This is a genomic window from Streptomyces sp. DSM 106670 (genome assembly GCF_055792845.1).
Genome location: NZ_CM147704.1, coordinates 7,409,548 through 7,433,844 on the forward strand (window position 1 = coordinate 7,409,548; position 24,297 = coordinate 7,433,844).

A 24,297-nucleotide genomic window follows, 5' to 3' on the forward strand; every position below is an offset into this window, starting at 1 on the left:
GGCCGCTCAACTCCCGGGCGGCGCACCAGTGCTGCCCCGCAGGACCACATTCCCCTCGATCCGCAGCACCCGGGAGCGCCCCGCTCCCGACGGTGTCCGCAACGCGAGGGCGATCACCTGCTCGCCCATCTCGGTGAGCGGCAGCGCCACCGTGGTCAGCGGCGGCGACACCTCCCGTACGACGGGGATGTCGTCGAAGCCCGCGAGCGACATGTCCTCGGGCACGCGTATGCCGGCCTCCCGCAGCGCGGCGAGCGCACCGACCGCCATCACATCGGTCACCGCGAACAGACAGGTCGGCCGCCGACCCCCGGCGGCCAGCAACTGCCGCGCCGCCGCGTGCCCGCCCTCCCGGGTGAACGCGCCCCGCACCACCCGCTCCAGGGTGATGCCCGCCCCGGCGAGCCCCTCCCGGAACCCGGTCAACCGGTCGGCCACCGTGGTCAGTTCGGGCGGACCGCTCAGCACCGCGAACTCCCGGTGCCCCAGCGCCACCAGCGAGGCCGCGAGCGCCGCCGCCCCGGCCCGGTTCTCCGGCTGCACGGTGTCCACCCGCATCGACCGGTGCCGGCTGACCACCGCGACCCTGCCGCCGGCCCGGACGTACGGTTCCAGCTCCGCGTCCATCGCCCGCTCCCAGGCCCGGTCCTGGAAGCCGGAGCCGATCAGCAGGATGGCCCGCGCGCGCTGGGCCCGCAGCATCGAGACGTACGCGATCTCGCGGGCGGGTTCACGGAAGGTGGAGGCGAGCATCACCAGCAGATCCTGTTCGGCGGCCGCGCGCATCACCCCGCCGGCGATGCCCGCGAAGTAGGGGTCGCCGACGTCGTGGCAGATCAGCCCGACCGTACGGTTGCCCTCGGCGCTCGCCAGGGCCTGGGCGTGGGCGTTGGGGATGTAGCCGAGCAGATCGGCCGCCGCGCGGACCCGGCCGCGCAGATCGTCGCGGACCCGGGTGGTGCCGTTCAGCGCCCGGGAGGCGGTGGCCAGCGAGACGCCCGCCTCGCGCGCCACCGCGTCGAGCGTCACATGGGCGGCGGGGGCCCGGCGGCGCGTATCGGGGTGGACCGGTGTTTCCCGTTCACTCAACTCGACCCCCAGGGGTGCGGTGGTGGCAGGGCCCCGAAACTTCGGGACGACCTATTGACCGTGCGAGGGAGCAGTCATTAGCGTGGCGGCACCTTACCAGAAAGCGCTTTCTGAAAGCGCCTTCACGGTAAGGTCCGCAGCATCGCACCCTTGCACAGCTCTCCACAACTGCCCCCGAAGTCCAGGGAGTTCACCGTGAGTCAGAGCGCGCTGACCAAGCGCCCCGCCGATGTGGCGGGGGTCGCCCGCAGGGCCGGTCCCACGACCGGTGAGCGGCTCGTCCGCGTGGCGGAGCAGAGCTGGCGGCCTCTCGCCCTGCTGCTGGCCGCGCTGGTGGTCTGGTGGGCGATCGCGGCCGCCGAGCTGATCGAGCCCTATCTCGTGCCGTCGCCCGGTGCGACCCTCGACGTCCTGACCTCGAAGGCCGGTTACCTCTGGGAGCACACCTGGGTGACGACGTACGAGACGCTCCTCGGCTTCGTCATCGCGGTCGCCGTCGGCGTGCTCGCCGCGGTGGTGATGGTGTACTCCTCGACGGTGGAGCGCACGCTCTACCCGATCCTGCTCTTCGCCCAGGTCGTGCCGAAGATCGCCATCGCCCCGCTGTTCGTGGTGTGGCTCGGCTTCGGCATCGCCCCCAAGATCCTGATCGCCGTGCTCATCGCCTTCTTCCCGGTGGTGATCTCGATGGTCACCGGGCTCAAGGCGGTGGACCCGGAGATGCTCCAACTGTCCGCCACCATGGGGGCGAAGCCCTGGCAGACCTTTGTGAAGATCCGCTTCCCGGCGTCCCTGCCGCATCTGTTCTCCGGCCTCAAGGTGGCCGTCACCCTCGCGGTGACCGGCGCGGTCGTCGGCGAGTTCGTCGGGGCGAACGAGGGGCTCGGCTACGTCATCCTCCAGGCCAACGGCAACCTCGACACCCCGATGCTCTTCGCGGGGCTGCTGGTGATGTCGCTGATCGGCGTCGTGCTCTTCGTCGTCGTCGAGATCGCCGAGAAGCTGCTCCTGCCGTGGCACGCCAGCCGCCGGGACACCTCGGCCACCACCACGTACTGAAACACGCACCGACCTCCTCGTGAGAAGGGCCAGCCCATGCATGCGCGCAGACTCCTGATCGGTGTCGTACCCCTCGTCCTGGTGGCCACCGCCTGCGGCGGCGAGGACGCCTCGACCAGCACCAGTGACTCCGGCAAGAAGCTGGACAAGGTCACGCTGACACTCAACTGGTATCCGTACGGCGAACACGCGCCGTTCTACTACGGCAAGCAGCAGAAGATCTTCGAGAAGCACGGCATCGACCTGGACATCCGGGCGGGCCAGGGCTCCCAGAAGACCGTCCAGGCGACGGCCGCCGGGCAGACCGACTTCGGCTGGGCCGACACCCCGGCCCTGCTCGCGGGCGTCGACCAGGGCGTCAAGGTGAAGAGCCTCGGCGTCTTCCTCCAGACCACCCCGGCCTCCGTGCAGTTCTTCGACGCCAAGGGCATCAAGGCGCCCGCCGACCTCAAGGGACGGACGATCGCCGGGACGGCCGGGGACGCGCTGTCGAAGACCTTCCCGATCTTCCTGAAGAAGAACGGCATCGGGGAATCGGACGTCACCGTCCAGAACACCGACCCGGCGGGCAAGATCGCCGCGGTGATCTCGGGGAAGACCGACGGGCTGCTCGGCTACGCCAGCGACCAGGGCCCGACCATGCAGGACAAGGCCAAGAAGCCGGTCTCCTACCTCCGCTTCTCCGAGCACGGGCTGAACTTCTACTCCAACGGCCTGCTCGCCGGTCAGAAGATCCTCAGCTCCAAGCCGGAGGTGGCGGAACGCATGGTGAAGGCGGTCAGCGAGGCCTGGACGGCCGCCTCGAAGGCGCCCGAACCGGCCGTGGCGGCGATGGAGGGGGCCTCCGAGCAACTGCCGCCGAAGACCGTGCTGTCCGAGCAGTTCACGACGACGCTGACCCTGCTCCACACGGCGGCGACCGAGGGCAAGGCGCCCGGCGTCAACACCGAGGAGGACTGGCAGCAGACCATCGACGTGTTCGCCGAGGCGGGCATGGTCACGAAGCCGAAGGCCGTGGGGGAGTACTGGGACGCGAAGACGGCGCTGAAGGGATGACGATGCCGAAGCAGCAGACGACCCCGCGCACCCCGTCCCCCGCCGGGTCGGGCCCGGCGGCGGGGGTCCGGCTCACGGACGTGGCGGTCCGGTTCCGCAGCAAGAAGCGCGACGTCACGGCGCTCAGCGAGGTGTCGCTGGATGTGGCGCCGGGCGAGTTCGTCGCCATCGTCGGACCCTCGGGGTGCGGCAAGTCCACCCTCCTCAAGCTGGTGGCCGGCCTGCTCACCGCCTCCTCGGGCGACGTCCTCCTCGGCGGCGAGCGCGTCACCGGGCCCCGGCACGACATCGGTTATGTCTTCCAGCGCGCGGCCCTGCTGGAGTGGCGCTCGGCGCTGCGCAACATCCTGCTCCAGGCCGAGATCCGCCACATGGAACCCGCCCAGGCGCGTGGGCGGGCCGACGAGCTGATCCGGATGACCGGACTGACCGGCTTCGAGGACGCCTATCCGCACGAACTCTCCGGCGGCATGCAGCAACGCGTCGCGCTCTGCCGGGCGTTGCTGCACGAACCGCCGGTCCTGCTGATGGACGAGCCGTTCGGCGCGCTCGACGCCCTGACCCGCGAGCAGATGAACACCGAGCTGAACCGGATCTGGCGGACCACCGGCACCACGGTCCTGCTGGTCACCCACTCCATCTCGGAGGCCGTCTACCTGGCCGACCGGGTGGTGGTGATGAGCCCGCGCCCCGGCACCGTCACGGAGATCATCGAGGTGGGACTGCCCGCGGAGCGCGACTACAGCGAAACGCTGGGCCGCCCGGAGTTCCGGGCGGCGGCGGCGCACATCCGCGACCTGCTGGGGGCGGTGTCGGCGCACGACTGAGGCGGCCCGAGGGGGCGACAGGAAGAGCGGTACGTGCCGGGCGGGCCTCCTGCCCGGCACGACTGCGTTACGGGGCGCGGTGCGCCGTCGTGACGTCCCGGTCAGGAGCTGCCGGACGTGCCCGGAGCCCGCACCGCTTCGGCGGCGATGCCGACCGCGCGCAATCTCCGCGCCAGCAGCTCGATCTCGGGCCCGGTGCCGTGATGGCCACCGCCGAGGATCTGCTGCAGGAGTGCCCGCGCCTCGGGGAGCGTCCGCTCGCCGTTGTTCCGTAGAACGCGGAGGATCGGCAGCCGCCGGGCAGGGAGGTCCGACAGGACCAGTCGGGCCGCGCCGCAGGCATCGCAAGCGGCCGACCAGTGGATCGTTGCGAAGTCCACCGTGACAGGGCCCTCTCCGTAGACGGGCTGATTTCTGTTAAGGATTCTAACGGAAGCTATTGCGAGGTGTCGTAGCTGTGGTTACAGTCTCTAACAGAAGTGAACGCATCGAAGGGACATCTCATGGCCACCGCCCACCCCCTCCACACCGTCCTCGGCTCCGGACCCGCCGGTACCGCCCTCGCCCGTGAACTCGTCCGCCGGGGCCACCCCGTCCGGCTGGTCGACCGGTCAGGGAGCGGGCCCGCGCTTGAAGGCGTCGAGCGGTTCGCCGCCGATGTCGCCACCGCCGAAGGCGCTCGCGCCGCCGTGGCCGGGGCCGCGGTCGTGTACCACTGCGTCAATGTCGGCTATCACCTCCAGGTGGAGGTCATGCCGAAGATCCAGGAGGCCGTCCTCGGGGCGGCCGAGGCGGCGGGCGCGCGGCTGGTCGTGCTCGACACCGTCTATCCGTACGGGGAGACGCACGGCGCGGTGATGACCGAGGGCAGCCCGTGGAACGCCACCACCCGCAAGGGCCGGATGCGCGCCGAGCTCGACGCCCGCTACCTCGCCGCGCACCGCGAGGGCCGGCTCTCCGTCGTCCTCGGGCGGTCCGCCGACTTCGTCGGGCCCGAGGTCCTCAACTCCACGCTCGGGGGCGCCGTCTTCCCCGCCGCGCTCACCGGGCAGCCCGTGCCGGCGCTCGGCGACATCGACCTGCCGCACAGCTACACCTACATCGAGGACGTCGCCGCCGGCCTCGCCACGCTCGGCGAACACCCGGACGCCGACGGCCGGGTGTGGCACCTGCCCACCGCACCGGCCCGCACCACCCGTGAGATCCTCGCGCTCGTCGAGCGACGCACCGGCCGGCCCATCGACCTCACCGTCGTCGCCGAGCCCCGCCCCTTCGGCCCGTTCGACGAGACCTTCATGGCGGAGTACGCCGAGATGTTCTACCAGCACACCGAACCGCAGATCCTGGACTCCTCCGCCATCGAGAAGGCCTACGGACTCGCCCCCACTCCGCTGGAGACCGCGCTGGACGCCACCCTCGCCTGGTACGGGGAGTTCCTCGCCGCCCACCGCTGAAACGCGGCCCGGCCCCGGGCGCCGTACCGCACACCCGGGGCCGGACCGCGGAAGCCGTCGCTCAGTAGCGCAGCCGGGACAGATACCGGTAGCTGGCGCGCGCCGAGGCGAACGGATCGGCCGGGGCGTCATGCTCCACCAGCCACTGCTTCACCCCGCCCTGCCGCGCGGTGTCGAACATCGCCGGGAAGTCCAGGATCCCCGACCCGACATCCGCGAAGTCCCCGTTGGGCGCCATGTCCTTCACATGGAGCGCGGGGAACCGGCCCCGGTGCCGGACGAACAGTTCGCCCGGGTCGGAGGAGCCGCCGTCGGCCGCCCAGTACAGGTCCAGCTCGAAGCCGACCAGCTCCGGGTCGGTCTCGTCGAGCAGGATGTCGTACAGGCTGACGCCGTCCACCACTTGATGGTCGCTGCCGTGATTGTGGTAGAGCAGCTTCAGCCCGGACTCCCGGGCCGCCAGCCCGGCGCGGTTGAACTGCCGTGCCACCTCACGGTATCCGTCCGGCGAATGCAGCGAACCCGGCAGGCTCGGCACCACGATCCACTGACCGCCGAGGGTGTGGACGTCCTCCAGCGCCTGCGGCAGACCGGGGCCGGTCACGATGTCGTAGCCGACGTGCTCCAGCACCGCCTTGAGCCGCGTCCGGTCCAGCATCTGCCGTATCGCGGCGGGTGAGTTGCCGTGCCGGCCGCTGACGCCGACCGTCGCGTACCCGATCTCCGCCAGCCGCTCCAGCGTGCCCGCGAAGTCCTCCGCGAGCGGCGTCCGCATGGTGTACAGGTGCATCCCGATCCCCGACGGCGGGATCCGCCGGCAACCCCGCCGACCGGCCGCGACGGCCGGGGCGGCGCCCAGTCCGACGGCGGCCACCGCCCCCAACGCCGTACCGAGAAAGGCTCTTCGGGCTCCGTTCACGTGCTTCGTTGCCACGGGACTCCTCACTTCACATCGATGCGGACGGCGCCGGTGCTCGTGTCGCCCTTGTCGTCGGTGACCGTCAGATGCGCGGTGTACGTGCCCTTGCGGTCGTAGGTGTGCGTCGCCGTCGCGCCCTCGGGCCCGGACGGCTTCACGTTGTCGCCGAAGTCCCAGTGGTACGAGGCGATCGTGCGGCCCTCCGCGAGCTCGACCGTGCTGCTCAGCGACACGGCGAGCGGTGCGGTGCCGGACGCCGGTTCGGCCTTCACCGCCACCTTCGTCCCGGCCTCCTTCTCCACCCCCGGACCGTTGAAGTGCAGCCAGTCGACGGACAGCAGATCGGCCTTGTCCGGACTCCAGTCGGGGTTGGTGAAGACCGCGTACAACGTGGTCGTGGAGCCCGGGTCCTTGAGCTCCGTCGTCGGCGAGATCAGCTTGTCGTAGCCACCGGTGTTCGGGACCTCCACCGAGCCCAGCAGCTCGCCGGTGGGGGAGCCCGCGCGGAACTCCACGGTGCCGCCGAGCCCGCCGGAGGACGCGCCGACCGTCACCGAGTCGACGTTTTCGAGGTTCACCGGATCGAAGCTGACCCAGTCGCCGTCCTCGATCTCGATCAGCCGCTTCCCGCCGGAGGCGTCGGCCCGACTTCCGATGTCCGCACCGCCGTTGGCGCCGCCCGTCGCCGTACGGTGCTCGGCCTCGCGGAACGAGGTGCGCAGGGTCAGCGAGGTGGAGCCGGTCAGCGCGGGCGCGTCCGGTGCGCCCTTGTCCTCGTACTGGGCGGTGATCCCGTAGTAGAGGTTCTGCCCCGGACCGTGGCTGTCCCCGGCGTCCGTGACGATCTCACCGGTGCAGCCGGTGTAGTTGTCCAGCGGATGCAGATGGGTGTCATGGCCGAGCTGTGACTGCACCACGACCCGCGAGCAGTCGATCGGACCGCTCGCGTCGTCCTCCGCGTCGGTCACCTCCACGGTGAAGGGGATCGTGTCGCCGAAGCTGAACATCCCGCCGTCCGGCGGCTGTTGGATCGTCACCTCGGGCCGGGTATTGCCCACTGTGATGTCCTGCACCGCGAGCGCCGTCAGTTCGTCGGGGCCGGTCACGGTGAGCCGTGCGGTGTGCAGCCCCTTGGCGGTGTACGTGTGCGAGGGGGCGGCCTCGGTCGAGTCCGTGGTGCCGTCACCGTCGAAGTCCCAGGCGTAGCTGACCGGTTGGTCGCCGGGCAGGCCCGATCCCTCGCTGGAGAACGTCACGGTCAGCGGGTCCGGTCCGCTGTCCCGGTCGACGGTGATCTTGGCGTCGGGCAGCCGGCCGTCGCCGACGTAGTCGATCCGGTAGATGCCCGCGCCCTCGTTGCTGCCGCCGCGGCCCGTGCCGCTGCCGAGGCCGAAGTCGATGACGTACAGCGCCCCGTCAGGACCGAAGTCCGCGTCGAAGGGCTGGTTCCACTCCATGTCCTCGAAGATGCCGTTGATCGACTGGAGGTCCCCCGCCTTCACCGGGTCGAACCGGGGATCGGTGAAGGTCTGGTCCTCGCTCTGGAATGAGAACGTCTTGAACCAGCCCCTGGTCAGCTCGTAGTTGAACGCCTTCCCCGCGAAATACTCCGGGAACTTGGTGCGGTAGGTGTTGTCCGGGTCGTAGGCGTAGACCGGGCCGCCCATCGGACCGCCGCCACCGGTGCCCACCTCCGGGAACTCGGCCGAGGCGGAGTAGGCGTACCAGACCGTCGCGGGCTGGGCCGGCGGCAGCTCCCGCAGCCCGGTGTTGTTCGGCGAGTCGTTCACCAGCGCCGAGCAGTCGAACTTCGGGCCGGACGTCTTCGTCGCGAAGTCGTAGTCGTTGAACGGGGTGTTGTTCCCGATGCAGTACGGCCAGCCGAAGTTGCCCGCCTCCGTGATCCGGGTGTACTCGACCGTGCCCTCCGGACCCCGGTCCGCCACCGCCTCGCGGGCGTCGGGGCCGTAGTCCGCGACCATCAGCGCCCCGCTGACCGGATCGGTGGTGATCCGGAACGGGTTGCGCATGCCCATCGCGTAGATCTCGGACCGCGTCTTCTCCGCGCCCGGCGTGAAGAGGTTGCCCTCCGGAACGGAGTACGTGCCGTCGTCCTCGGGCGTGATCCGCAGGATCTTGCCCCGCAGGTCGTTGGTGTTGCCCGCGGTGCCCTGTGCGTCCCAGGCGCGCCGGCCCTCGCCCTCGTCGATCGGCGTGAAGCCGTCCGAGGCGAACGGGTCGGTGTTGTCGCCGGTCGCCGCGTACAGATTGCCGTCCTTGTCGAAGGCGAGCGAACCGGCCATGTGCGAGTTGGCCCGGCCCTCGCCGCGCAGCGTCGGCACGGTCAGCAGCCGCTTCTCGGAGGCCGGGTCGACGGTGTTGCCGTCCACGGTGAAACGGGACAGGTTCAGCCGCTTCTCGACCTTGTCCGAGTAGAGCAGGTACAGCCAGTTGTTCTCCGCGAACCCGGGGTCGAGCGTCAGCCCCAGCAGCCCGTCCGACTGGCTGGTCATCTCCGGGGTGTACGCGAAGTCCAGCGCGGTGGAGACCTTCATCGTCTCCTGGTCGATGACCTTCAGCTTGCCCGTCCGCTGGGCGAAGAACACCCGGCGGTCGGGGGCGACGGCGAGCTCGAACGGGTCGGCCAGATCGCTCGTGGCGAGCGGGGTCCGCTGGAACGAACCGGTGCGCGTGGCGGTGCAGTCGCCCTCCGCCGCGCCGGCCGCCCACTGGATGCCGCCGAGCAAATGCTGGACGAACGCCTCCTCCTCGAAGGCCGCCTTGTCGTGCCCGCCCGCCGTGAACCAGGAGCGGCCGCCGTCGTAGTTCTGGCACCAGGAGAACGGATGGTCCACGCCCTCGTCGAGCCCGTCGATGCCGTCGCGCACCTTGATCTGGGCGAGGGTGTGCACCTTGGACGTGGGGTTGGTGCGCCAGTTGTACCACTCCTCCTGGCGCTCCCAGAGGTCGGGAAGGTGCTGGGTCGAGGGGTGCGCGTGGTCGAGGACCTTGATCCGGCCGGTCTGGGGTACGGGGTGCTTGTCGAAGATCGCGCCGACCAGGCCCTCGTACCACTCCCAGTCCCGCTCGCTGGCGGACGCGGAGTGCAGCCCGACCCAGCCGCCGCCCGCCCGGATGTACCGCTGGAGGGCGGCCCGTTCCTCGGCGTCGAGCAGATCACCCGTCTCGGGCGTGGAGTTGGTGTTGTTGAAGACGACCGCCTGGAAGCGGCCCAGGTCCGCGTCGTTGAAGACCGCGGAGTCGGCGGTGGCCTCCACCTCGAAGCCGTGCTCGGCTCCGAGCTTCTTCACCGCCTCGATGCCGGCCGGGATCGAGGGGTGGTCGGAGTTGGTGACCTCGGAGTAGACGAGCACCCGGTACGGGGCGGCCGCCTGCGCGCCGGCCGGCGAGGCCACCAGCAGGGCGAGGACCAGCGCCAGGAGCGAGGTGACGGCGATGAGGGGGGACGGGCCGCCGGGGGATCGGCCGACGCGGCCGGCCCGGCGTAACGAACGGCGTCTCATGGGGCGCTCCCTGTGCGGTAGAAGCCGACTGTGGGGTGTATAGAAAGCGCTTTCTGAAGTACGCCGTTCAGAGTAGGTTCAGCCCTCCGGCGGGGTCAATGGGTCTGCAGCGCCCACTGGGCCGGCCCGGCGCGGGGCCCGGTCGCGGGTGGATGTCGGTGCCGGGCGTTACGGTCGGATCGAACCCGGCCACAGCCGCCGGTGCCGTCGAAACGGAGATACGGGATGACCGCCGACCCCACGATCACCGCCGCCGACGTCCGCTCGGCCGCGCTGTCCCTGCCCGACACCACCGAGAAGCTCGCCTGGGGGCAGCCCACCTTCCGGGTGGCCGGCAAGATCTTCGCCTCGCTCGGCGACGACGAGACGACGATGGGCGTGAAGTGTCCCCGGGAGGACCGCGCCGAGCTGATCGCCACCGAGCCGGAGAAGTTCTTCATCCGCGAGGGGCACGACGACCATTACGCCTGGATGCGCGTCCGGCTGTCCGCGCTGGAGGCCGCGGACGAGCTGGCCGCCATCCTCGCCGACTCCTGGCGGCAGGTCGCCCCGCGCCGACTGGCGGCGGCACATCCGGAGCCGGCGGTCCCGGGGGAGGACCGGCCGGGGGAGGGGCACGACTGAGCGTGGCGGCCGGTCATCAGGGTGCCCCTGGACAGGCGCCGGTCAGGGGCGCAGGAAGCCCGTGATCCGCGCCCGCAGGCCCTGCGGGTCCAGGCCGTGGGCCGCGAGGTGCTCCTCCATCTGCCCGTAGCGGCGCAGCTCGGCGCGGCCCACGCCCAGGCCGAGCACCCGGTGGGGCAGGTCCATGAGCGCCTCGCCCGTCGCGGCGGCGGAGGTGCCCGCGAGATACGGCTCGACGATCACCACGTCCGCGGTCGAGGCGGCGCCGGCGGCCCGGCGCACCCCCGCCGCGTCGAACGGTCGCACGGTCGTCGCGTACAGCACGGTCACATCGAGCCCCTCGGTGGCGGCGAGCACGTTGTCGAGCATGGGCCCGACCGCGACCACGGTCCCGCGCCGCCCTTCGCGCACCACGGTGAACCCGCCCGCGCCGCCCACCGGCCGCGCCTCCCGGTTCGCCTGGAGGGAGAGACGTACGTACACCCGGTCGTCGCCCGCGACCGACTCCCGCAGCAGGGTCTCGGCCTCGTCCGGATGGCCCGGCACGTGCACGGTCCAGCCGTCGAGCGTGTCCAGGAGCGCGACGTCACCGGGGGCCATATGGGTGAAGCCGCCGGCCGGCCAGTCGTACGAGCCGCCCGCGCTCACCAGGATCCCGCCGACCCCCTGGTGCCCGAAGTCCAGCTTGACCTGCTCGAACGGGCGCTCCACCAGGAAGCTGGCGAAGGTGTGCACGATCGGCCGCAGGCCCGTCAGCGCCATCCCCGCCCCGGCCCCGACCAGCAGCTGTTCCCGGATGCCGACGTTGACGACCCGGTCCGGGTGGGCGCGCCGGGCCGGGGCGAAACCGTCGGCGCTGATGTCGGCGAGCACCACGGCCAGCCGGGGCTCCTCGTCCAGAAGCTGCGAGGCGGTGCTGATGAATCGGTCACGCATGGTGTCCATGAAGGGTCCCTCCCGGGGTTCTCGGTCTGCTGCGGTCAGTTCTTGGGGTCGACGCGGGCGACGACGGCCAGCGGTTTGCCCGGGTGGGGCGCGGTGAACGCCGTGTACAGGGCTTCGTGGTCGCGGCCGTCCACGGTCACCGCCGCCCATCCGGCGGAGGCGAAGCGGGAGGCGATGCCGCCGGGCCAGCCATGGGTGGCGGAGGCGTTGTCGATCACCAGCGTGTGCAGCTGTTCGAGCCCGGCCGGGCCCGCGTGGGCGATGGCCTCGTGGTTGCTGCCCTCGTCCAGCTCGGCATCGCCGATCAGGACCCACACCCGGGGATCGGTGCGGCCCTGGGCCCGCAGGCCCAGCACGGTCCCGACGGCGATCGGCAGCCCGTGCCCCAGCGACCCGCTGCCGATCTCCGCCCCCGGCACCAGCAGCCGGTCCGGGTGATGCCCGAGCGGTGAGTCGTACGCCCCGAAACCGGGCAGCAGCTCCTCGCCGAAGAAGCCGTGGGCGGCGAGGACCGCGTAGTACGCCATCGGCCCGTGCCCCTTGGACAGCAGGAAGCGGTCCCGCCCGGGGTCGTCGACCGAGTCCGGTGTGACCCGGAGCACCCTGTTGTAGAGCACCCACAGGGCGTCGAGCGTGGAATGGGCGGCGGGCGCGTGCTTCTCGTCCCCGGTCATCAGGGCGATCAGACGCGGCAGATCCCGGAGGTCGGGGGCGGATGCGGCCCGGTGGCCGGAGGCCGGTGCGGCGGTTGTGTTCGTCATGGCACCGAGCGTTCAACGTCAACCATGGTTGAGGTCAAGCGCGGAATGGTGTCAATGGTGTTGGTGACCACCTCCCGGAGTGCGGTATTGTTCTCATGCGCGTTCAGCCAGGGGAAACCCCAGGTCAGACGCCAGCGGGACGTGGCGCAGCTTGGTAGCGCACTTGACTGGGGGTCAAGGGGTCGCAGGTTCAAATCCTGTCGTCCCGACTGGAGACAGTCGCAGATCAGGGCCGGTTTCGGAGTAATCCGAAACCGGCCCTGCATCATTTCCGGGGTCTTGTCGGGGACCAGCTGGAGATCCGGCGTCCACTGCGGGAAGGCATCGCCTCCTGCGGGTTGGAAGGGCTGAGCCGGTGGGGGAGCGCTAGCCGACGAGGCCCTTGGCCTGTTCGATCAGCTCACGGGCGGTGCCCTCCACGGCGTCGTAGCGGTCCGGGTAGGCCGAGACCTGTACGGACTGGGCCACCTGACCCGCCGTGTAGTCGGGGTGGGCCGCGGCGGCGTCGATGGCGCGGGTGAAGAAGGAGTTCGAGGCGTACGCCACGTCCATGATCTGCTCCGGAGTCCCCCAGCCCTGCGAGGGGCGCTGCTGGAAGACGCCGAGCGAGTCCCGGTCACCGCAGGGCAGGTTGTTCATGTTGGACTCGACCACGCCCGCCTCGAATCCGGCGAGCAGCACCCGGTCGTCCACACCGAGTTCGACGGCCTTCTGGTAGACGGCCTTGAGCACCTCGGGGTCGGGGTCGCTCGGCACCGAGCAGCCGCCGTCATCGTCGCCGCCGCCCGTGCCGACCAGATGCTGCCAGGTCTGCGGGCCGATCACACCGTCCGCGTCCAGCCCCTGCTTGCTCTGGAAATCCTTCACCGCGGAGGCGGTGGCCGGGCCGAACTGCCCGTCCACGCCGAGGCCGTAGCCGTGCTTGTTCAGCGCGGTCTGCGCGGCCGAGACCGCGTCGCCGCTCTCGCCCTCCCGGACCGTGACCACCAGTCCGGGCCAGGTTTCGGCGCCGATCACCCCGTCCGCGGCGTATCCCTTGGATTCCTGGAAGGCGAGGACCGTGTTCTCGGTTCCCGGGCCGAAGTCGCTGTCCACCGAGATGTCGTAACCGTGGCCGCGCAGCAGGTACTGGGCGGTGGTGACATTGGCCCCGGTGGCGCCGTTGCTGAGGGCGGGCCAGGCGGGCGCCGCGGAGGCCCCCTGCGCGAGACCGAGCGAGACGGCGAGGGCCGCGCACACCGCCGCCAGGGCCACGACCATGCGTCGTACGGTGGCCGATCCGGTGGGCGGAGCTCCTGTTTCGGTAGTCAAGACTGCTCCAGATGATGAGAAGGAAGTACGAGCCCGGCTACGGGCCCGACCGGGCCAAGCACAAGGGCCCTTGGCGGGAGTCGAACAGTTCCCCGCCAAGGGCCCGAGCGTCTTGCTATTCGATGCAGCCACTGGTCGGGAGGTCACCCACCCCGGGCGGGTTGCTTCCGTCGTAGATGGCCTGCAGGTAGGGCTGCGGGCAGCGGTTCGCGCCGCCCGCGACGATCTCGATGTGCAGGTGCGGACCGGTGGAGTTGCCGGTGTTGCCGGACAGGCCGAGCTGGGTGCCCGGTCCGACGCGGGTGCCGGATCCGACTCCGTGTGCGGAGAAGTGGCAGAAGTAGTAGGTGGCGCCGTTGTCGGCGGCCACCTCGTACCCCAGACCGCACCGGTCGTTGTTGATCTGGTTGGCCACGCCGGAGTCCACCGCGTACACCGGGGTTCCGGTGCCCACCGGCAGGTCGAGCGCCGGATAGTCGTGGTGCGGGGCCCCGTAGTGGTCACGGGACAGGGCGTCGCGGGCGATGGGCAGCGAGTGGTCGCCCCCGCCGCTGCCGCCCTGGCCGAGCAGGTGCTGCCAGGTCTGCGGGCCGACGATGCCGTCCGCCTCCAGACCCTGCTCGCTCTGGAAGGACCTGGCGGCGGAAGCCGTTCCGGGGCCGAACTGCCCGTCCACGGCGAGGCCGTAGCCGTGCTTGTTCAACACGGTCTGGGCGGCGGCCACCGCGTCACCGCTGTTGCCTTCCCGGACGGTGACCACCAGTCCGGGCCAGGTCTCGGCGCCGATCACCCCGTCCGCCGCGTACCCCTTGGACTCCTGGAAGGCCCGGGTGGCGTTCTCGGTCCCGGGACCGAAGGCACCGTCGGCGGCGATGTCGTGGCCGTGGCTGCGCAGCAGGTACTGCGCGGCACCGACGTCCGGGCCCGAGGACCCGTTGCTCATGACCGGCCAGGCGGGAGCGGCGGTGGCCTGCGGGGCGAACCCGAAGGACATCATCAGGGCCGCGCACAGCGCGGCCATCGCCGCCCAGGCACGACCGGATCTCGTTCTCATTCTCAATCCGCCTCCTGGCGTCGAGGAACATGGGCGCCGAAGCTAACAGGCAACTGCCCTGTCCTACATCGCGTGTTCGACCTACTGACCGGAGTGCACGCGCTGCCGGAGTGCGGCACCATGCCGTCGTACCGCTTCGATATAGTCCGCGGTCGTCGGTACCGGCCCACGGGGAGGGCCGGGTCCAATCAGGGAGGTCGGTGGTCCGGTGCCCGCGCCGACGCCTCGCGAGCCCGGCCCGGCGGCCGCGGCTCCGCCACCCGGTGTCGAGTCCCTCTTCCTGGCCTCCGCCCGCCGGCTGGCCGGTCCGGTGCGGGGCGTCGCGGTCCTGGTCATCAGCGTCTTCGGTCTTCTCGCGGTGCCGGCGGACTCCCTGCCCCTGGGCTACGGGCTGTTCGCGCTGATGCTCGCCGGTTCGGCGGTGGACTTCTGGTCGGGTCTCACCGGAAGGGCGCCCGCGCTCTCGCTGGCCTTCGCGGTGGTACGGGTCCTCGCCGTCTGCGCGACCCAGGAGTGGACCGGCGGGCCGCCGAACCTCTGGGCGCTCAACCTGCTGACCACCACGGCGATCACGCTCCAGTGGGAGTGGTCCCCCGCGGTGTCCGTGCCCGTCACAGCTGGGCTGCTCGCCGTGGACCTGGCCGTGGTCGGGGGCGAGGGGCTGGGCACCCTGCTGCCGCGGTTGCTCTTCGAATGCCTCCTCGCCCGGCTGGGCTTCGTCCTGCTGCGCCGCTCGGGACAGCGGCTCGACGAGTTGCGGGCCCGCCGCTCGGCGCTCGCGCGTACGGAAGCGGTGTCCCTGGCGCGGCACCGGCAGGAACGGGAGTACCTCGCGCTGTTGCACGACACGGCCGCCTCGACCTTCCTCATGGTGGCGGTGCGCGAGGACGCGCATCCGGCCCGGGTCGCCGCATACGCCCGGCGCGACCTCGCCGTGCTTACCGGAACCGCGGGCGGGGCCACCGCCCAGGACAGCCCGGTGAACCTGACGGCATCGCTGCGCACCGCCCTCGGCCGCAGCCGATTGCGCCTCGACGTTCGGGCCGAGCCCGATGCCCCGGTGCCCGCCTCGGTGGCGCTGGCCTTCGTGCGCGCGGTGCGCGAGGTCCTGGTGAACGTGGAACGGCACGCGGGCGTCGGAACCGCCGCGCTGAGCCTGCGCCGGGAGGGAGGCCGGCTCACCGTCCTGGTGTGCGACGAGGGCGTGGGCTTCGACCCCGCCGAGGTGCCGCCCTCCCGCCGGGGCATCCGCAGCTCGGTCGTCGAGCGCCTGGCAGCCGTGGGCGGTGAGGCCACCGTTCGCTCACGGCCCGGCGAGGGGACCCGCGTACGGATGGTGTGGCCCCGTGCATGACCAGCGGGCGGCGGCCGAGCACGTCCACGCGACCATGCGCATCGTCCTGCTCTGCGCCACCGGTGTGCTGCAGTTCGGCCTGTCCCTGCGCACGGTCCTCGAAGACCACTCCGAGGGGCGGGGGTCTGCCCTGCTCGTCTTCCTCACCATGGCCTGTGTCCCGGCCGCCTGCGCCTGGTGGGTGCTCCGGCGCAGGCCCCTGCCCACCCCGCTCGTCGCCGCGGGTACCCTGCTCGTGCTCGCCGCCTCCCTCTGCGCCAGGGCGGCGCTCGCCCCCGACCTCCGTCTCCAGGCGCCGGACTGGTCCTTCGGCCTGGTGGGCTGGCATTTTCTGCTGCTGTTGCTGGACCGGGTTCGGGCCCTGGTCATGGTGCTCGCCGTACATCTGGCTGCGAGCACGGCGCTGTTGCTCGCCACGGGACTGCCGGACCGGGCGACTCTGGGCGCGGCCGGGGCCGCCGCCTTCGGAGCGACTACGGTCCAGCTCGCGGTCCTGGTGATCACCGGGGCGCTGTGCCGCCGCAGTCAGGAGGCGATGGCGGTGGCCGAGGAACGGGATCTGCTGGCCACCAGGGTGCTCACCGCACAGCAGTGGCGGAACGATCAACGTAATGTGTTCGCAGGGCAGTTGGGGGCTACCCTGCCGCTGCTCGCGGATCTCGCCGACGGAATCCTGGACCCGGGGGACAGCGACACCCGGCGCCGGTGCGCGCTGGCCGCCACCCAGCTGCGGCGGCTCTTCGCCGAGAACGACGAAGTGCCCGACCCCCTGGTGCACGAGGTCACCGCGTGCGTGGACGTGGCCGAACGCCGCGGCATGGACGTCTCCTTCGCGATCAGCGGGGCGGCCGTGGCGGTGCCGGCACAGGTCCGGCAGGAGCTGACCGGGCCCCTGATGACGGCGTTGTCGGCCGCGCACAGTCGTGCGAGGGTGAGTCTGCTGCGCACCGAGGAGGAGGTACGCGTCGCCGTGATCGCCGACGCCCGTGCCGAGGTGGCCGCCGCGTCCACGGGGCGTGTCGAGGTCGAGTACGGCCGGTACGGGGACTTCCTGCGCTTGGAGGCGCGATGGCGCAAGAGACAGAGCTGAGCACGGTCATCGTGGACGACCATCCCGCGGTTAGGGCCGGGGTCACCCACTGGCTGACGACCGGTACCCCGCCGATCCGGGTCGCCGCCTCGGGCGAGGACGTCCGGGTCGCCTGGACCGGCGAGGGCGCCTCCGCCGATGTGGTCATCCTCGATCTGCACCTGGGCGGACCGGCCCCGGCGATGAGCGAGCTGCGCAAGCTGACCGAGGCGGGGCGGCGGGTGGTCGTCTACTCGATGCGTGTGGACGACGAAACCGTCCTGCAATGCCTGGAGTTGGGCGCGCTGAGTTATCTGACCAAGGCCGAGGGCGAGGGGCATCTCCGCGAGGCCACCCTCACCGCGGGCGAGGGCCGCGCGTACACCCCGCCCTCCCTGGCGGGCGCCATGGCGGGGGACCGCTCCGCCAGCCGACCGACCCTTTCGGCCCGGGAGCGGGAGGTACTGATCGAGTGGTTCCAGTCCGAGTCCAAGGTCTTCGTGGGCCGCCGCCTTGGCATCTCCCCGCACACGGTCAACACCCATCTCGAACACATCAGGCTCAAGTACGCGATGAGCGGCAGACAGGCTCCCACCAAGGCCGCACTCCTCGCCCGGGCGATCCAGGACGGGCTGGTCGAGCTCGACGATCTGTGAGGGAAGTCAAAGACCGGAGTCATGGCACGTCCTTCCTCCCGTCCCTCCGAGCTGCGCAAGGCGCCCGGGCACGCACTACGTGTGGGGCGACGGCCGCGGCTCGTACGGCCGAGAGGCCGTATGTCAGCATCCGACCCGAGGAGGCGGGACAACTGCCCGCAGTAGTACTCGTTCACGGCCTGTACCACCGCCCCGAGCACTTCGACGTGGTGGCGGAACGCCTGCGGGCCGGGGGAGTCGAGGTCGTCGTACCCGAGCTCCACCGAGGCTCGTTGCCTGCTGACACCGCGGCGGTCCAGGCGGTTGTCGACTCGCTGACGGAGCCTGCGCTCCTGCTCGGTCACTCCTACGGCGGCTCGGTGATCACCGGCGTGCGCGGCGCGGGACATCTGGTCTATCTGACGGCCTTCGTGCCGGACACCGGCGAGAGCGCCGCCACGCTGGGCGGCGCGTCCCCGCGCCTTCAGGACGCGATCGTTCCCGAGCCCGACGGATCGACGCGTCTGCGCCCCGACCGGGCCGCCGACGTCCTGTACCACGACTGTTCCGAGCTTCTCGCCGCCCGGGCCGTCGCCCTGCTCCGCCCGCAGGCCCCCGGCTGCGGGCGAGGAGTCCCGACGCACCACAGCTGGAAGGACACCCCCTCCACCTACGTCGTCTGCGGCCGGGACCGGGTCATCGCCCCTGCTCTGCAACGGAGGATGGCCGCGCGCTGCACGGAGGTACGTGAATGGCGCACCGGGCACTCCCCGTTCGTGGGGCGGCCCGACCTCCTCGTGGACCTGCTGCGCGAGCTGCGCGAACCCGTGCTCCAGCCGTAGCCCGCGCGATGACCCCACCAGGCAGGGCGGGTTCACCCCATGGGGCAGAGCGGGCCCCACGGCCGGCTACGAGACGATGCCGTTCCACCTGGAGACCGAGCGCCTGATACTCCGGCCCTGGGCCGGGCCCGCCGCGCGCCCCACGACCCGGGGCGCTCAGTTGCGGCCGCCGCGCTGCCAGCGCTGGGCGGTGAGCGGCACGGGCCCACCGCCGAGCCGGTCCGCCAGTGGCCGCACCAGGCCCCGCGCCTCGTCCGGGCGCGCCCGCACGGCCGCGACCAATCCCGTCGTACGGTCCTGGTCGTCGTCGACCAACGCTGCCACGAAGGCCGGCCGCTCGTCCGCGTCCACGGCCGACAGCCACGGTTCGGCCTCGCCCGGCGTGCGGGTGCGCGGCGACCAGCGGGCGGTGACGAGTGTGTACAGGGCGTCCGCCACCGGTTCGCGGTGCAGCAGCACCATCACCGGGTCCGCCGTGTACTCCTGGTAGAGACCGGCCTTCCAGAACGGCTCCTCGGTCGCGAACCGCTCCGCCGCCGCCCGGTCGGCCAGGTCGACCACATGGACGCTGCCCGTGTGCTCCTCCCCGTCGTCGGACAGGGTGGGCCCGCGGAATATCAGCCCGTCCGCGAACCGGTCCATATAGGACCAGTGCTCCTCGCAGCGTTCGGCCAGCTGGTCCGCGACATCCGGCTTGTCCTGTGCGTGTACGTAGAACGGCATGCCGGAACCGTACCCGGGCGCCCCGGAGCGGACGGCGCGCTTCGTGCGTACGGCCGGCGTTAACCGTTGCGTCACGACCTCTTCCGTTCTGTTCGGTTCTCTTGGAACATCCTGTTCGCTTCTGTTCCCCACACTTCAAGAGGCCCCTCACTCATGGCTGATATGAATCGGCGCCGCTTTTTCCAGATAGCCGGTGCCACGGCGGGGTTCGCCGCGCTGTCGGGCAGCATCGACCGCGCCGCCGCGATTCCCGCCCACCGTGCTTCCGGGACGATCGAGGATGTCGAGCACATCGTCGTCCTGATGCAGGAGAACCGTTCCTTCGACCACTACTTCGGTGCGTTGAAAGGGGTACGGGGGTTCGGCGACCCGCGGCCCGTGACCCTGCCGAGCGGGAAGTCCGTCTGGCACCAGGCCGATGCGGCGGGCAAGGAGACCCTGCCGTTCCACCCGACCGCGGACGACCTGGGCATGCAGTTCCTCCAGGGCCTCAACCACGACTGGGCGGGCGGCCACCAGGCGTACAACGACGGGCGTTACGACCGCTGGATCCCGGCGAAGACGCCGACGACCATGGCGTACCTGACCCGGGACGACATTCCGTTCCACTACGCGCTCGCCGACCGCTTCACCGTGTGCGACGCCTACCACTGCTCGTTCATCGGGGCCACCGACCCCAACCGCTACTACCTCTGGTCGGGGCACACCGGCAACGACGGCACCGGCGGCGGGCCCGTCCTCGGCAACGAGGAGCGGGGCTACGGCTGGACGACGTACCCCGAACGGCTGGAGGAGGCCGGGATCTCCTGGAAGATCTACCAGGACATCGGCGACGGTCTGGACGGCCCCGGCGGCTGGGGCTGGATCGACGACGCCTACCGGGGCAACTACGGCGACAACTCGCTGCTCTACTTCGACAGGTACCGCGACGCCCGGCCCGGCGACCCGCTGTACGACAAGGCGCGCACCGGTACGAACGTGGCCGACGGCGACGACTACTTCGACGGGATCGCCGCCGACGTCCGCAACGGGAAGCTGCCGCAGATCTCCTGGGTCGCCGCCCCGGAGGCCTTCACCGAGCACTCCAACTTCCCCTCGAACTACGGCGCCTGGTACATCGCGCGGCTGCTCGACGCGCTGACGTCCGACCCCGAGGTGTGGAGCCGCACCGCCCTGTTCATCACCTACGACGAGAACGACGGCTTCTTCGACCACGTCGTACCGCCCCACCCGCCGACCTCCGCCGACCGGGGCCTGTCCACGGCCGACACCTCGACCGAGGTGTACGCGGGCGGCTCCTCGTACGGCCCCGGTGTCTACGGACTCGGGCCGCGCGTCCCGATGCTGGTCGTCTCGCCCTGGAGCACCGGCGGCTACGTGTGCTCCGAGACCTTCGACCACACCTCGGTGCTCCGGTTCATGGAGCAGCGCTTCGGGGTGCGCGAGCCGAACATCTCGCCGTGGCGGCGCGCCGTCTGCGGCGACCTGACCTCCGCCTTCGACTTCGCCCGGCCCGAGCCCGCCCCCGGCGACCTGCCGGACACCGACGCCTACGAGCCGCCGGACCGGGAGCGGCACCCGGACTACCGGCCCACCCCGCCCGCCGTCGGCTCGATGCCGAAGCAGGAGCCGGGCGGCCGCCCCGCCCGGCCGCTCCCGTACGCCCCGTACGTCGATGCCGTCGTCGACACCGGCACCGGGAAGATCGCGCTCACCTTCAGCCCGGGGACGGCGGCCGGTGCGCAGTTCTACGTCACCTCCGCGAACCGGACCGACGTCCCGTGGACGTACACCGCCGAGGCGGGCAGGACCGTGGCGGACGCCTGGAACTCCGCCTACTCCGGCGGCACCCACGACCTCACCGTCCACGGCCCCAACGGCTTCCTGCGTACGTTCAGGAGCCCGGGTTCCACCGCCGGCCCCGAGGTCACCGCCCGCCACAACGACGGGAGCGGCAACCTCGACCTGACGCTCACCAACCCCGGCGACACCGAGGTCCGCCTCACCCTCGCCAACGCCGAGGCGTACGGGGGAGCGGAGCAGACCGTCACCGTGCGGCCCGGCGCCACGGTGTCGCGCACCATGGACCTGCGGGCGGGCAAGCGCTGGTACGACGTGTCCGTCACGGCCGAGGGCGACCCGGTCTTCCTGCGCCGCTTCGCCGGTCATGTCGAGACGGGGGCCGTCGGGGTCAGCGACCCGGCGACGGCCACGGACTGAGCACGGCGGGTCTGCGGCAACGGACGACGGACGACGGACAACGGCGGGCCCGGACCGAGGAAGGTCGGGGCCCGCCGTTCCGTGCGGTGCGGGCCCACCGGTTCCGTGCGGTGCGGGCCGATGGTGTGCGGTGTGTCAGACCGCCCCGCCGGTGCTTCCACCGGCACCGGACGCGGCCTTGATCCCGCCGGTGATCTCGTCGAGGACCGACAGCTTCGGCGCGTCCTTGTTGATGTCGAACCCGGACCGGACCACGACGAGCATGTCCTTGGAGGTGGGGGAGGGGAACACGAGCGATTCCACGTATCCGTCGTCGCCCTTCTCCGTCACCACCTTCCACCGCACGACATAGCCCTTGCCGCCCGCCACCGTGACGGCCTCGGACTTCAGCTCCTCGTGCGAGCCGATCTTCCCGTAGCTCTTTCCGCCGTAGGACTCCTCGGCGTTGGCGGCGATGTCCTTCTTGGCCGCCTCCTCCGGCGTCCCGGCGGTGAGCTTCATGGCGGCCGCCGGGGCGGAGAACACTCCGCCGCGTACGCAGGTCTCGGCGGTGTCGCCGGGGCAGGGGTGCTCACCCGTCGTCACTCCGGCGCCGACCGCCCCGGACCTTCCCTTCCACCCCTCGGGCACCGGGAGGCTGATCCCGGCGGCGAGGTCGGTGGCGAAGCCCGGCTCGCTCGGCGGAAGCTCCCCGCCGGGCCCCTGGCCTTCGCCGTTCTCCCCGCCGTCACCCTCGCCGCCCGTTCCGCCGTCCTTCCGGTCGCCGTCCGGCGGGCCAGGCAGGTCGGGGGCGGCGGACGGCGACGAGGCCGCGGTGTCCGGCCGGTCGTTGCCGTCCTCGCCCAGCAGATACACGCCGCCCCCGATGGCGGCGAGCACCACGACGGCGACCGTCACGCCGACGCCGATGCGGATCCCACGACGGCGCGCCGCGCCGGGCGACGCGCGGACATGGCCGGTCCACTGCGCTCCGTCCCACCAGCGTTCCTGAGCGGGGCCTTTGCCTGAGTGCCCGGGGTCTGGATGCCAGCCGGGCGGGGTCATCTGGGTCACGGGGGCACCCTATGCGGACCGGGTGAGAATCACATGAACTGCCCGCCCCCGCTCGGCCGGGGCCCCGCGCACCCGCCGTTCGGGTCAGGGTTCGATCAGCCCGGCGCGGATCGCGTAGCGGGTCAGCTCCAGACGGTCGCGCAGCCCGAGCTTCTGGAGCAGGTTGGCGCGGTGCCGCTCCACGGTCTTGACGCTGATGACGAGCAGCTCGGCGATCTCCTTCGAGGAGTGGCCCTCGGCGACCAGCTTGAGGATCTCCTCCTCGCGCTCCGTGATGGCCCGCGCCGGCAGGTCCTCGCCGTCCTTGGCCCGGTCCAGGAAGTTGCGGATGAGCGCGGTCACCGCGCCCGGGTAGAGGAACGGCTCGTCGCGCATCGCCGCCCGGCAGGCCTCCACCAGGTCCCGGTCCGCGACCGACTTGAGGACGTACCCGGCCGCCCCGGCCTTCAACGCCTCGAAGAAGTACTGCTCGTTGTCGTACATCGTGAGCATCAGGATGCGCAGCCCGGGCATGACCCGGGACAGTTCGCGCGCCGCCTGGAGGCCCGTCAGACGGGGCATCGCGATGTCCAGAATGACCAGATCGGGCTGCTCGCTGCGGGCCATCTCTATGGCCTCGGCACCGTCGCCGGCCTCGGCGACGACCGTCAGGTCCGGTTCGCCGTCGAGGATCAGCCGGACGCCGCGACGCACCAGGGCGTGGTCGTCCGCCAGCAGGATGCGGGTCGGAGCGGCGGCGCCCCGGGCGGGCGTGGCGATGGACGGTGAGGTGGGCATGGTCATTTGCTTCCGTTCGGGACGGGCACATCGAGACGTACTTCGGTGCCGCCCTGCGGGCCGGGGCCGAGGAAGACCTCGGCCCCGATCAGCAGGGCGCGCTCGCGCATGCCGCGCAGGCCGGCCCCCTCGGGCGCGTCCCCGAGGCCGCGGCCGTCGTCGCGGATGCGCAGCTCCACCCCGCAGGCGCTGCGCCGCAGAGAGAGTTCGAGCCGGGTGGCGCGGGCGTGCCGGACCGTGTTGGTGAGGGCTTCCTGCGCGATCCGGTAGACGACCAGTTCGGCCTCGGCGCCCAGCTCCGGCAGATCCTTCTCCATCTGGCGGCGGATCGTCAGCCCGTCCGGCGTCGGCGTCTCGGTGATCAGCGCCGTCAACGCGCTGACCAGGCCCAGCTCCTCCAGCACCCCGGGCCGCAGCCGGCGGGCGATCCGGCGGATCTCGTCGAGCGACCCCCGGGTGATCTCCTGGACCTGCCGCAGCTCCCCGCGCAGCGGCTCCGGGGCGTGGTCGGCGACCCGCTTCAGCTCCAGCAGAACCGCGGTCAGCGTCTGCCCGACCTCGTCGTGCAGCTCCTGCGCCACGCGCCGGCGCTCGGCCTCCTGGGCGGAGAGCGCGCGGGCACTGCTGGTGGCGCGCTCGGCCTCCAGCCGGTCCAGCATCGTGTTGAACGTCTCGATCAGCGCGGCGATCTCACCGTGCCCCGCGACCTCGGGGCGCGGGCTCGGACGCAGCAGATCGGTGGTCGTCATCGCCCGGGTGACCCGCTGGAGCGGGAAGAGGCCGAGCCGGAGCAGGGCCGCGTTGGCCGCGAGCATGAAGGCGATACCACCGGTCAGGATCATGGCCTCGGTCAGCAGGACCGGGGTGGAGATCGTGATCGGCCCGAGCAGCAGCAGGGCGCCGGCCGCGACCAGCACGGCGGCGTTGAGCAGGAAGATCCGCCAGAACAGGGACAAGGTCGAACGGCTCCTTCGGAGGTCGGGTCGTGCGGGCGCGCTGAC

General features: G+C 71.5%; 22 protein-coding genes and 1 tRNA gene. 11 read left to right on the forward strand and 12 right to left on the reverse strand.

What is annotated here, in order from left to right:
* Nucleotides 1-6: 6 nt before the first annotated feature.
* Nucleotides 7-1,029, reverse strand: coding sequence for a LacI family DNA-binding transcriptional regulator (locus ACSMXR_RS32790; protein WP_137229081.1), 1,023 nt, complete (start codon nt 1,027-1,029; stop codon nt 7-9).
* 255 nt (nt 1,030-1,284) lie between these two features.
* Here ACSMXR_RS32790 and ACSMXR_RS32795 point away from each other — a divergent pair, with 255 nt between their 5' ends.
* Genes ACSMXR_RS32795 through ACSMXR_RS32805 form a run of 3 tightly spaced genes read left to right on the forward strand, consistent with a single transcriptional unit; the run spans nt 1,285 to nt 4,031 of the window.
* Nucleotides 1,285-2,148, forward strand: a complete 864-nt coding sequence (locus tag ACSMXR_RS32795; protein ID WP_473170550.1) for an ABC transporter permease — start codon at nt 1,285-1,287, stop codon at nt 2,146-2,148.
* A gap of 36 nt (nt 2,149-2,184) precedes the next feature.
* Entirely contained in the window at nt 2,185-3,204 is a 1,020-nt protein-coding gene (locus tag ACSMXR_RS32800; protein WP_376188338.1) for an ABC transporter substrate-binding protein, read from the forward strand.
* A complete protein-coding gene (locus ACSMXR_RS32805) occupies nt 3,201-4,031 on the forward strand; it encodes an ABC transporter ATP-binding protein (RefSeq protein WP_473170551.1) in 831 nt (276 codons plus the stop codon). The genes ACSMXR_RS32800 and ACSMXR_RS32805 overlap by 4 nt, the downstream gene beginning before the upstream one ends.
* A 101-nt stretch (nt 4,032-4,132) precedes the next feature.
* On the opposite strand, the gene ACSMXR_RS32810 is transcribed toward ACSMXR_RS32805, so the two are convergent.
* Nucleotides 4,133-4,411: a hypothetical protein gene (locus ACSMXR_RS32810; RefSeq protein WP_473170552.1), complete on the reverse strand. Its 279-nt coding sequence runs from the start codon at nt 4,409-4,411 to the stop codon at nt 4,133-4,135.
* A 123-nt stretch (nt 4,412-4,534) separates the two neighbouring features.
* On the opposite strand from ACSMXR_RS32810, the gene ACSMXR_RS32815 reads away from it, so the two are divergent.
* Nucleotides 4,535-5,485, forward strand: a complete 951-nt coding sequence (locus tag ACSMXR_RS32815; protein ID WP_473170553.1) for an NAD-dependent epimerase/dehydratase family protein — start codon at nt 4,535-4,537, stop codon at nt 5,483-5,485.
* A 61-nt stretch (nt 5,486-5,546) separates the two neighbouring features.
* On the opposite strand, the gene ACSMXR_RS32820 is transcribed toward ACSMXR_RS32815, so the two are convergent.
* A complete protein-coding gene (locus ACSMXR_RS32820) occupies nt 5,547-6,275 on the reverse strand; it encodes a sugar phosphate isomerase/epimerase family protein (RefSeq protein WP_364887177.1) in 729 nt (242 codons plus the stop codon).
* A 152-nt stretch (nt 6,276-6,427) separates the two neighbouring features.
* Complete coding sequence (locus ACSMXR_RS32825; RefSeq protein WP_473170554.1) at nt 6,428-9,928, reverse strand: ThuA domain-containing protein; 3,501 nt, start codon at nt 9,926-9,928, stop codon at nt 6,428-6,430.
* A 225-nt stretch (nt 9,929-10,153) separates the two neighbouring features.
* Here ACSMXR_RS32825 and ACSMXR_RS32830 point away from each other — a divergent pair, with 225 nt between their 5' ends.
* Nucleotides 10,154-10,552 carry an MmcQ/YjbR family DNA-binding protein gene (locus ACSMXR_RS32830; RefSeq protein ID WP_473170555.1) on the forward strand — a complete coding sequence of 133 codons (399 nt, stop codon included), beginning with the start codon at nt 10,154-10,156 and terminating at the stop codon, nt 10,550-10,552.
* 42 nt (nt 10,553-10,594) lie between these two features.
* On the opposite strand, the gene ACSMXR_RS32835 is transcribed toward ACSMXR_RS32830, so the two are convergent.
* Nucleotides 10,595-11,497 (reverse strand): transketolase family protein, encoded by a 903-nt coding sequence (locus ACSMXR_RS32835; protein ID WP_473170556.1) that lies wholly within the window; start codon nt 11,495-11,497, stop codon nt 10,595-10,597.
* A 35-nt stretch (nt 11,498-11,532) separates the two neighbouring features.
* On the reverse strand, nt 11,533-12,258 hold the full coding sequence (locus ACSMXR_RS32840) for a transketolase (protein WP_473170557.1): 726 nt from the start codon (nt 12,256-12,258) through the stop codon (nt 11,533-11,535).
* Nucleotides 12,259-12,393: 135 nt separating this feature from the next.
* Between ACSMXR_RS32840 and ACSMXR_RS32845 the strand changes: the two genes are divergently transcribed.
* Nucleotides 12,394-12,467: transfer RNA gene (locus tag ACSMXR_RS32845), tRNA-Pro, on the forward strand.
* A 157-nt stretch (nt 12,468-12,624) separates the two neighbouring features.
* On the opposite strand, the gene ACSMXR_RS32850 is transcribed toward ACSMXR_RS32845, so the two are convergent.
* Together ACSMXR_RS32850 and ACSMXR_RS32855 are read right to left on the reverse strand one after the other, a co-directional pair.
* Complete coding sequence (locus ACSMXR_RS32850; RefSeq protein WP_305619974.1) at nt 12,625-13,569, reverse strand: peptidoglycan-binding domain-containing protein; 945 nt, start codon at nt 13,567-13,569, stop codon at nt 12,625-12,627.
* A gap of 115 nt (nt 13,570-13,684) precedes the next feature.
* A complete protein-coding gene (locus ACSMXR_RS32855) occupies nt 13,685-14,623 on the reverse strand; it encodes a peptidoglycan-binding protein (RefSeq protein WP_137228453.1) in 939 nt (312 codons plus the stop codon).
* Between the two features lie 208 nt (nt 14,624-14,831).
* Here ACSMXR_RS32855 and ACSMXR_RS32860 point away from each other — a divergent pair, with 208 nt between their 5' ends.
* The 4 genes from ACSMXR_RS32860 to ACSMXR_RS32875 all read left to right on the forward strand — a co-directional run bounded on the left by ACSMXR_RS32860 (nt 14,832) and on the right by ACSMXR_RS32875 (nt 18,523).
* A complete protein-coding gene (locus ACSMXR_RS32860) occupies nt 14,832-15,977 on the forward strand; it encodes a sensor histidine kinase (RefSeq protein ID WP_473170558.1) in 1,146 nt (381 codons plus the stop codon).
* The gene (locus ACSMXR_RS32865) at nt 15,970-17,067 is read left to right on the forward strand and encodes a hypothetical protein (RefSeq protein WP_473170559.1); all 1,098 of its coding nucleotides are present in this window, start codon (nt 15,970-15,972) and stop codon (nt 17,065-17,067) included. Before ACSMXR_RS32860 ends, ACSMXR_RS32865 begins: the two co-directional genes overlap by 8 nt.
* Nucleotides 17,046-17,702 (forward strand): response regulator, encoded by a 657-nt coding sequence (locus tag ACSMXR_RS32870; RefSeq protein ID WP_376188327.1) that lies wholly within the window; start codon nt 17,046-17,048, stop codon nt 17,700-17,702. The genes ACSMXR_RS32865 and ACSMXR_RS32870 overlap by 22 nt, the downstream gene beginning before the upstream one ends.
* 152 nt (nt 17,703-17,854) lie before the next feature.
* The gene (locus ACSMXR_RS32875) at nt 17,855-18,523 is read left to right on the forward strand and encodes an alpha/beta hydrolase (RefSeq protein ID WP_473172474.1); all 669 of its coding nucleotides are present in this window, start codon (nt 17,855-17,857) and stop codon (nt 18,521-18,523) included.
* 156 nt (nt 18,524-18,679) lie between these two features.
* Here ACSMXR_RS32875 and ACSMXR_RS32880 read toward each other — a convergent pair whose 3' ends face one another.
* The gene (locus ACSMXR_RS32880; RefSeq protein WP_473170560.1) at nt 18,680-19,246 is read right to left on the reverse strand and encodes a YciI family protein; all 567 of its coding nucleotides are present in this window, start codon (nt 19,244-19,246) and stop codon (nt 18,680-18,682) included.
* Between the two features lie 153 nt (nt 19,247-19,399).
* On the opposite strand from ACSMXR_RS32880, the gene ACSMXR_RS32885 reads away from it, so the two are divergent.
* Complete coding sequence (locus ACSMXR_RS32885; RefSeq protein ID WP_473170561.1) at nt 19,400-21,466, forward strand: phosphocholine-specific phospholipase C; 2,067 nt, start codon at nt 19,400-19,402, stop codon at nt 21,464-21,466.
* 135 nt (nt 21,467-21,601) lie between these two features.
* On the opposite strand, the gene ACSMXR_RS32890 is transcribed toward ACSMXR_RS32885, so the two are convergent.
* From ACSMXR_RS32890 to ACSMXR_RS32900, 3 genes are all read right to left on the reverse strand, one after another.
* On the reverse strand, nt 21,602-22,510 hold the full coding sequence (locus ACSMXR_RS32890) for a DUF2510 domain-containing protein (RefSeq protein WP_137229071.1): 909 nt from the start codon (nt 22,508-22,510) through the stop codon (nt 21,602-21,604).
* Between the two features lie 93 nt (nt 22,511-22,603).
* Nucleotides 22,604-23,302, reverse strand: coding sequence for a response regulator (locus ACSMXR_RS32895; RefSeq protein ID WP_473170562.1), 699 nt, complete (start codon nt 23,300-23,302; stop codon nt 22,604-22,606).
* A complete protein-coding gene (locus ACSMXR_RS32900) occupies nt 23,299-24,252 on the reverse strand; it encodes a HAMP domain-containing sensor histidine kinase (RefSeq protein ID WP_137228444.1) in 954 nt (317 codons plus the stop codon). Before ACSMXR_RS32900 ends, ACSMXR_RS32895 begins: the two co-directional genes overlap by 4 nt.
* Nucleotides 24,253-24,297 lie beyond the last annotated feature (45 nt).

Excerpts from the sequence above, each read along its gene's own strand:
- ACSMXR_RS32895 (WP_473170562.1), bottom strand. The coding sequence starts at position 23,302 with ATGACCATGCCCACCTCACCGTCCATCGCCACGCCCGCCCGGGGCGCC.
- ACSMXR_RS32830 (WP_473170555.1), top strand. The coding sequence starts at position 10,154 with ATGACCGCCGACCCCACGATCACCGCCGCCGACGTCCGCTCGGCCGCG.
- ACSMXR_RS32835 (WP_473170556.1), bottom strand. The coding sequence starts at position 11,497 with ATGGACACCATGCGTGACCGATTCATCAGCACCGCCTCGCAGCTTCTG.
- ACSMXR_RS32805 (WP_473170551.1), top strand. The coding sequence starts at position 3,201 with ATGACGATGCCGAAGCAGCAGACGACCCCGCGCACCCCGTCCCCCGCC.
- ACSMXR_RS32890 (WP_137229071.1), bottom strand. The coding sequence starts at position 22,510 with ATGACCCCGCCCGGCTGGCATCCAGACCCCGGGCACTCAGGCAAAGGC.
- ACSMXR_RS32800 (WP_376188338.1), top strand. The coding sequence starts at position 2,185 with ATGCATGCGCGCAGACTCCTGATCGGTGTCGTACCCCTCGTCCTGGTG.
- ACSMXR_RS32855 (WP_137228453.1), bottom strand. The coding sequence starts at position 14,623 with ATGAGAACGAGATCCGGTCGTGCCTGGGCGGCGATGGCCGCGCTGTGC.
- ACSMXR_RS32885 (WP_473170561.1), top strand. The coding sequence starts at position 19,400 with ATGGCTGATATGAATCGGCGCCGCTTTTTCCAGATAGCCGGTGCCACG.
- ACSMXR_RS32870 (WP_376188327.1), top strand. The coding sequence starts at position 17,046 with ATGGCGCAAGAGACAGAGCTGAGCACGGTCATCGTGGACGACCATCCC.
- ACSMXR_RS32825 (WP_473170554.1), bottom strand. The coding sequence starts at position 9,928 with ATGAGACGCCGTTCGTTACGCCGGGCCGGCCGCGTCGGCCGATCCCCC.
- ACSMXR_RS32880 (WP_473170560.1), bottom strand. The coding sequence starts at position 19,246 with ATGCCGTTCTACGTACACGCACAGGACAAGCCGGATGTCGCGGACCAG.
- ACSMXR_RS32840 (WP_473170557.1), bottom strand. The coding sequence starts at position 12,258 with ATGACGAACACAACCGCCGCACCGGCCTCCGGCCACCGGGCCGCATCC.
- ACSMXR_RS32815 (WP_473170553.1), top strand. The coding sequence starts at position 4,535 with ATGGCCACCGCCCACCCCCTCCACACCGTCCTCGGCTCCGGACCCGCC.
- ACSMXR_RS32820 (WP_364887177.1), bottom strand. The coding sequence starts at position 6,275 with ATGCACCTGTACACCATGCGGACGCCGCTCGCGGAGGACTTCGCGGGC.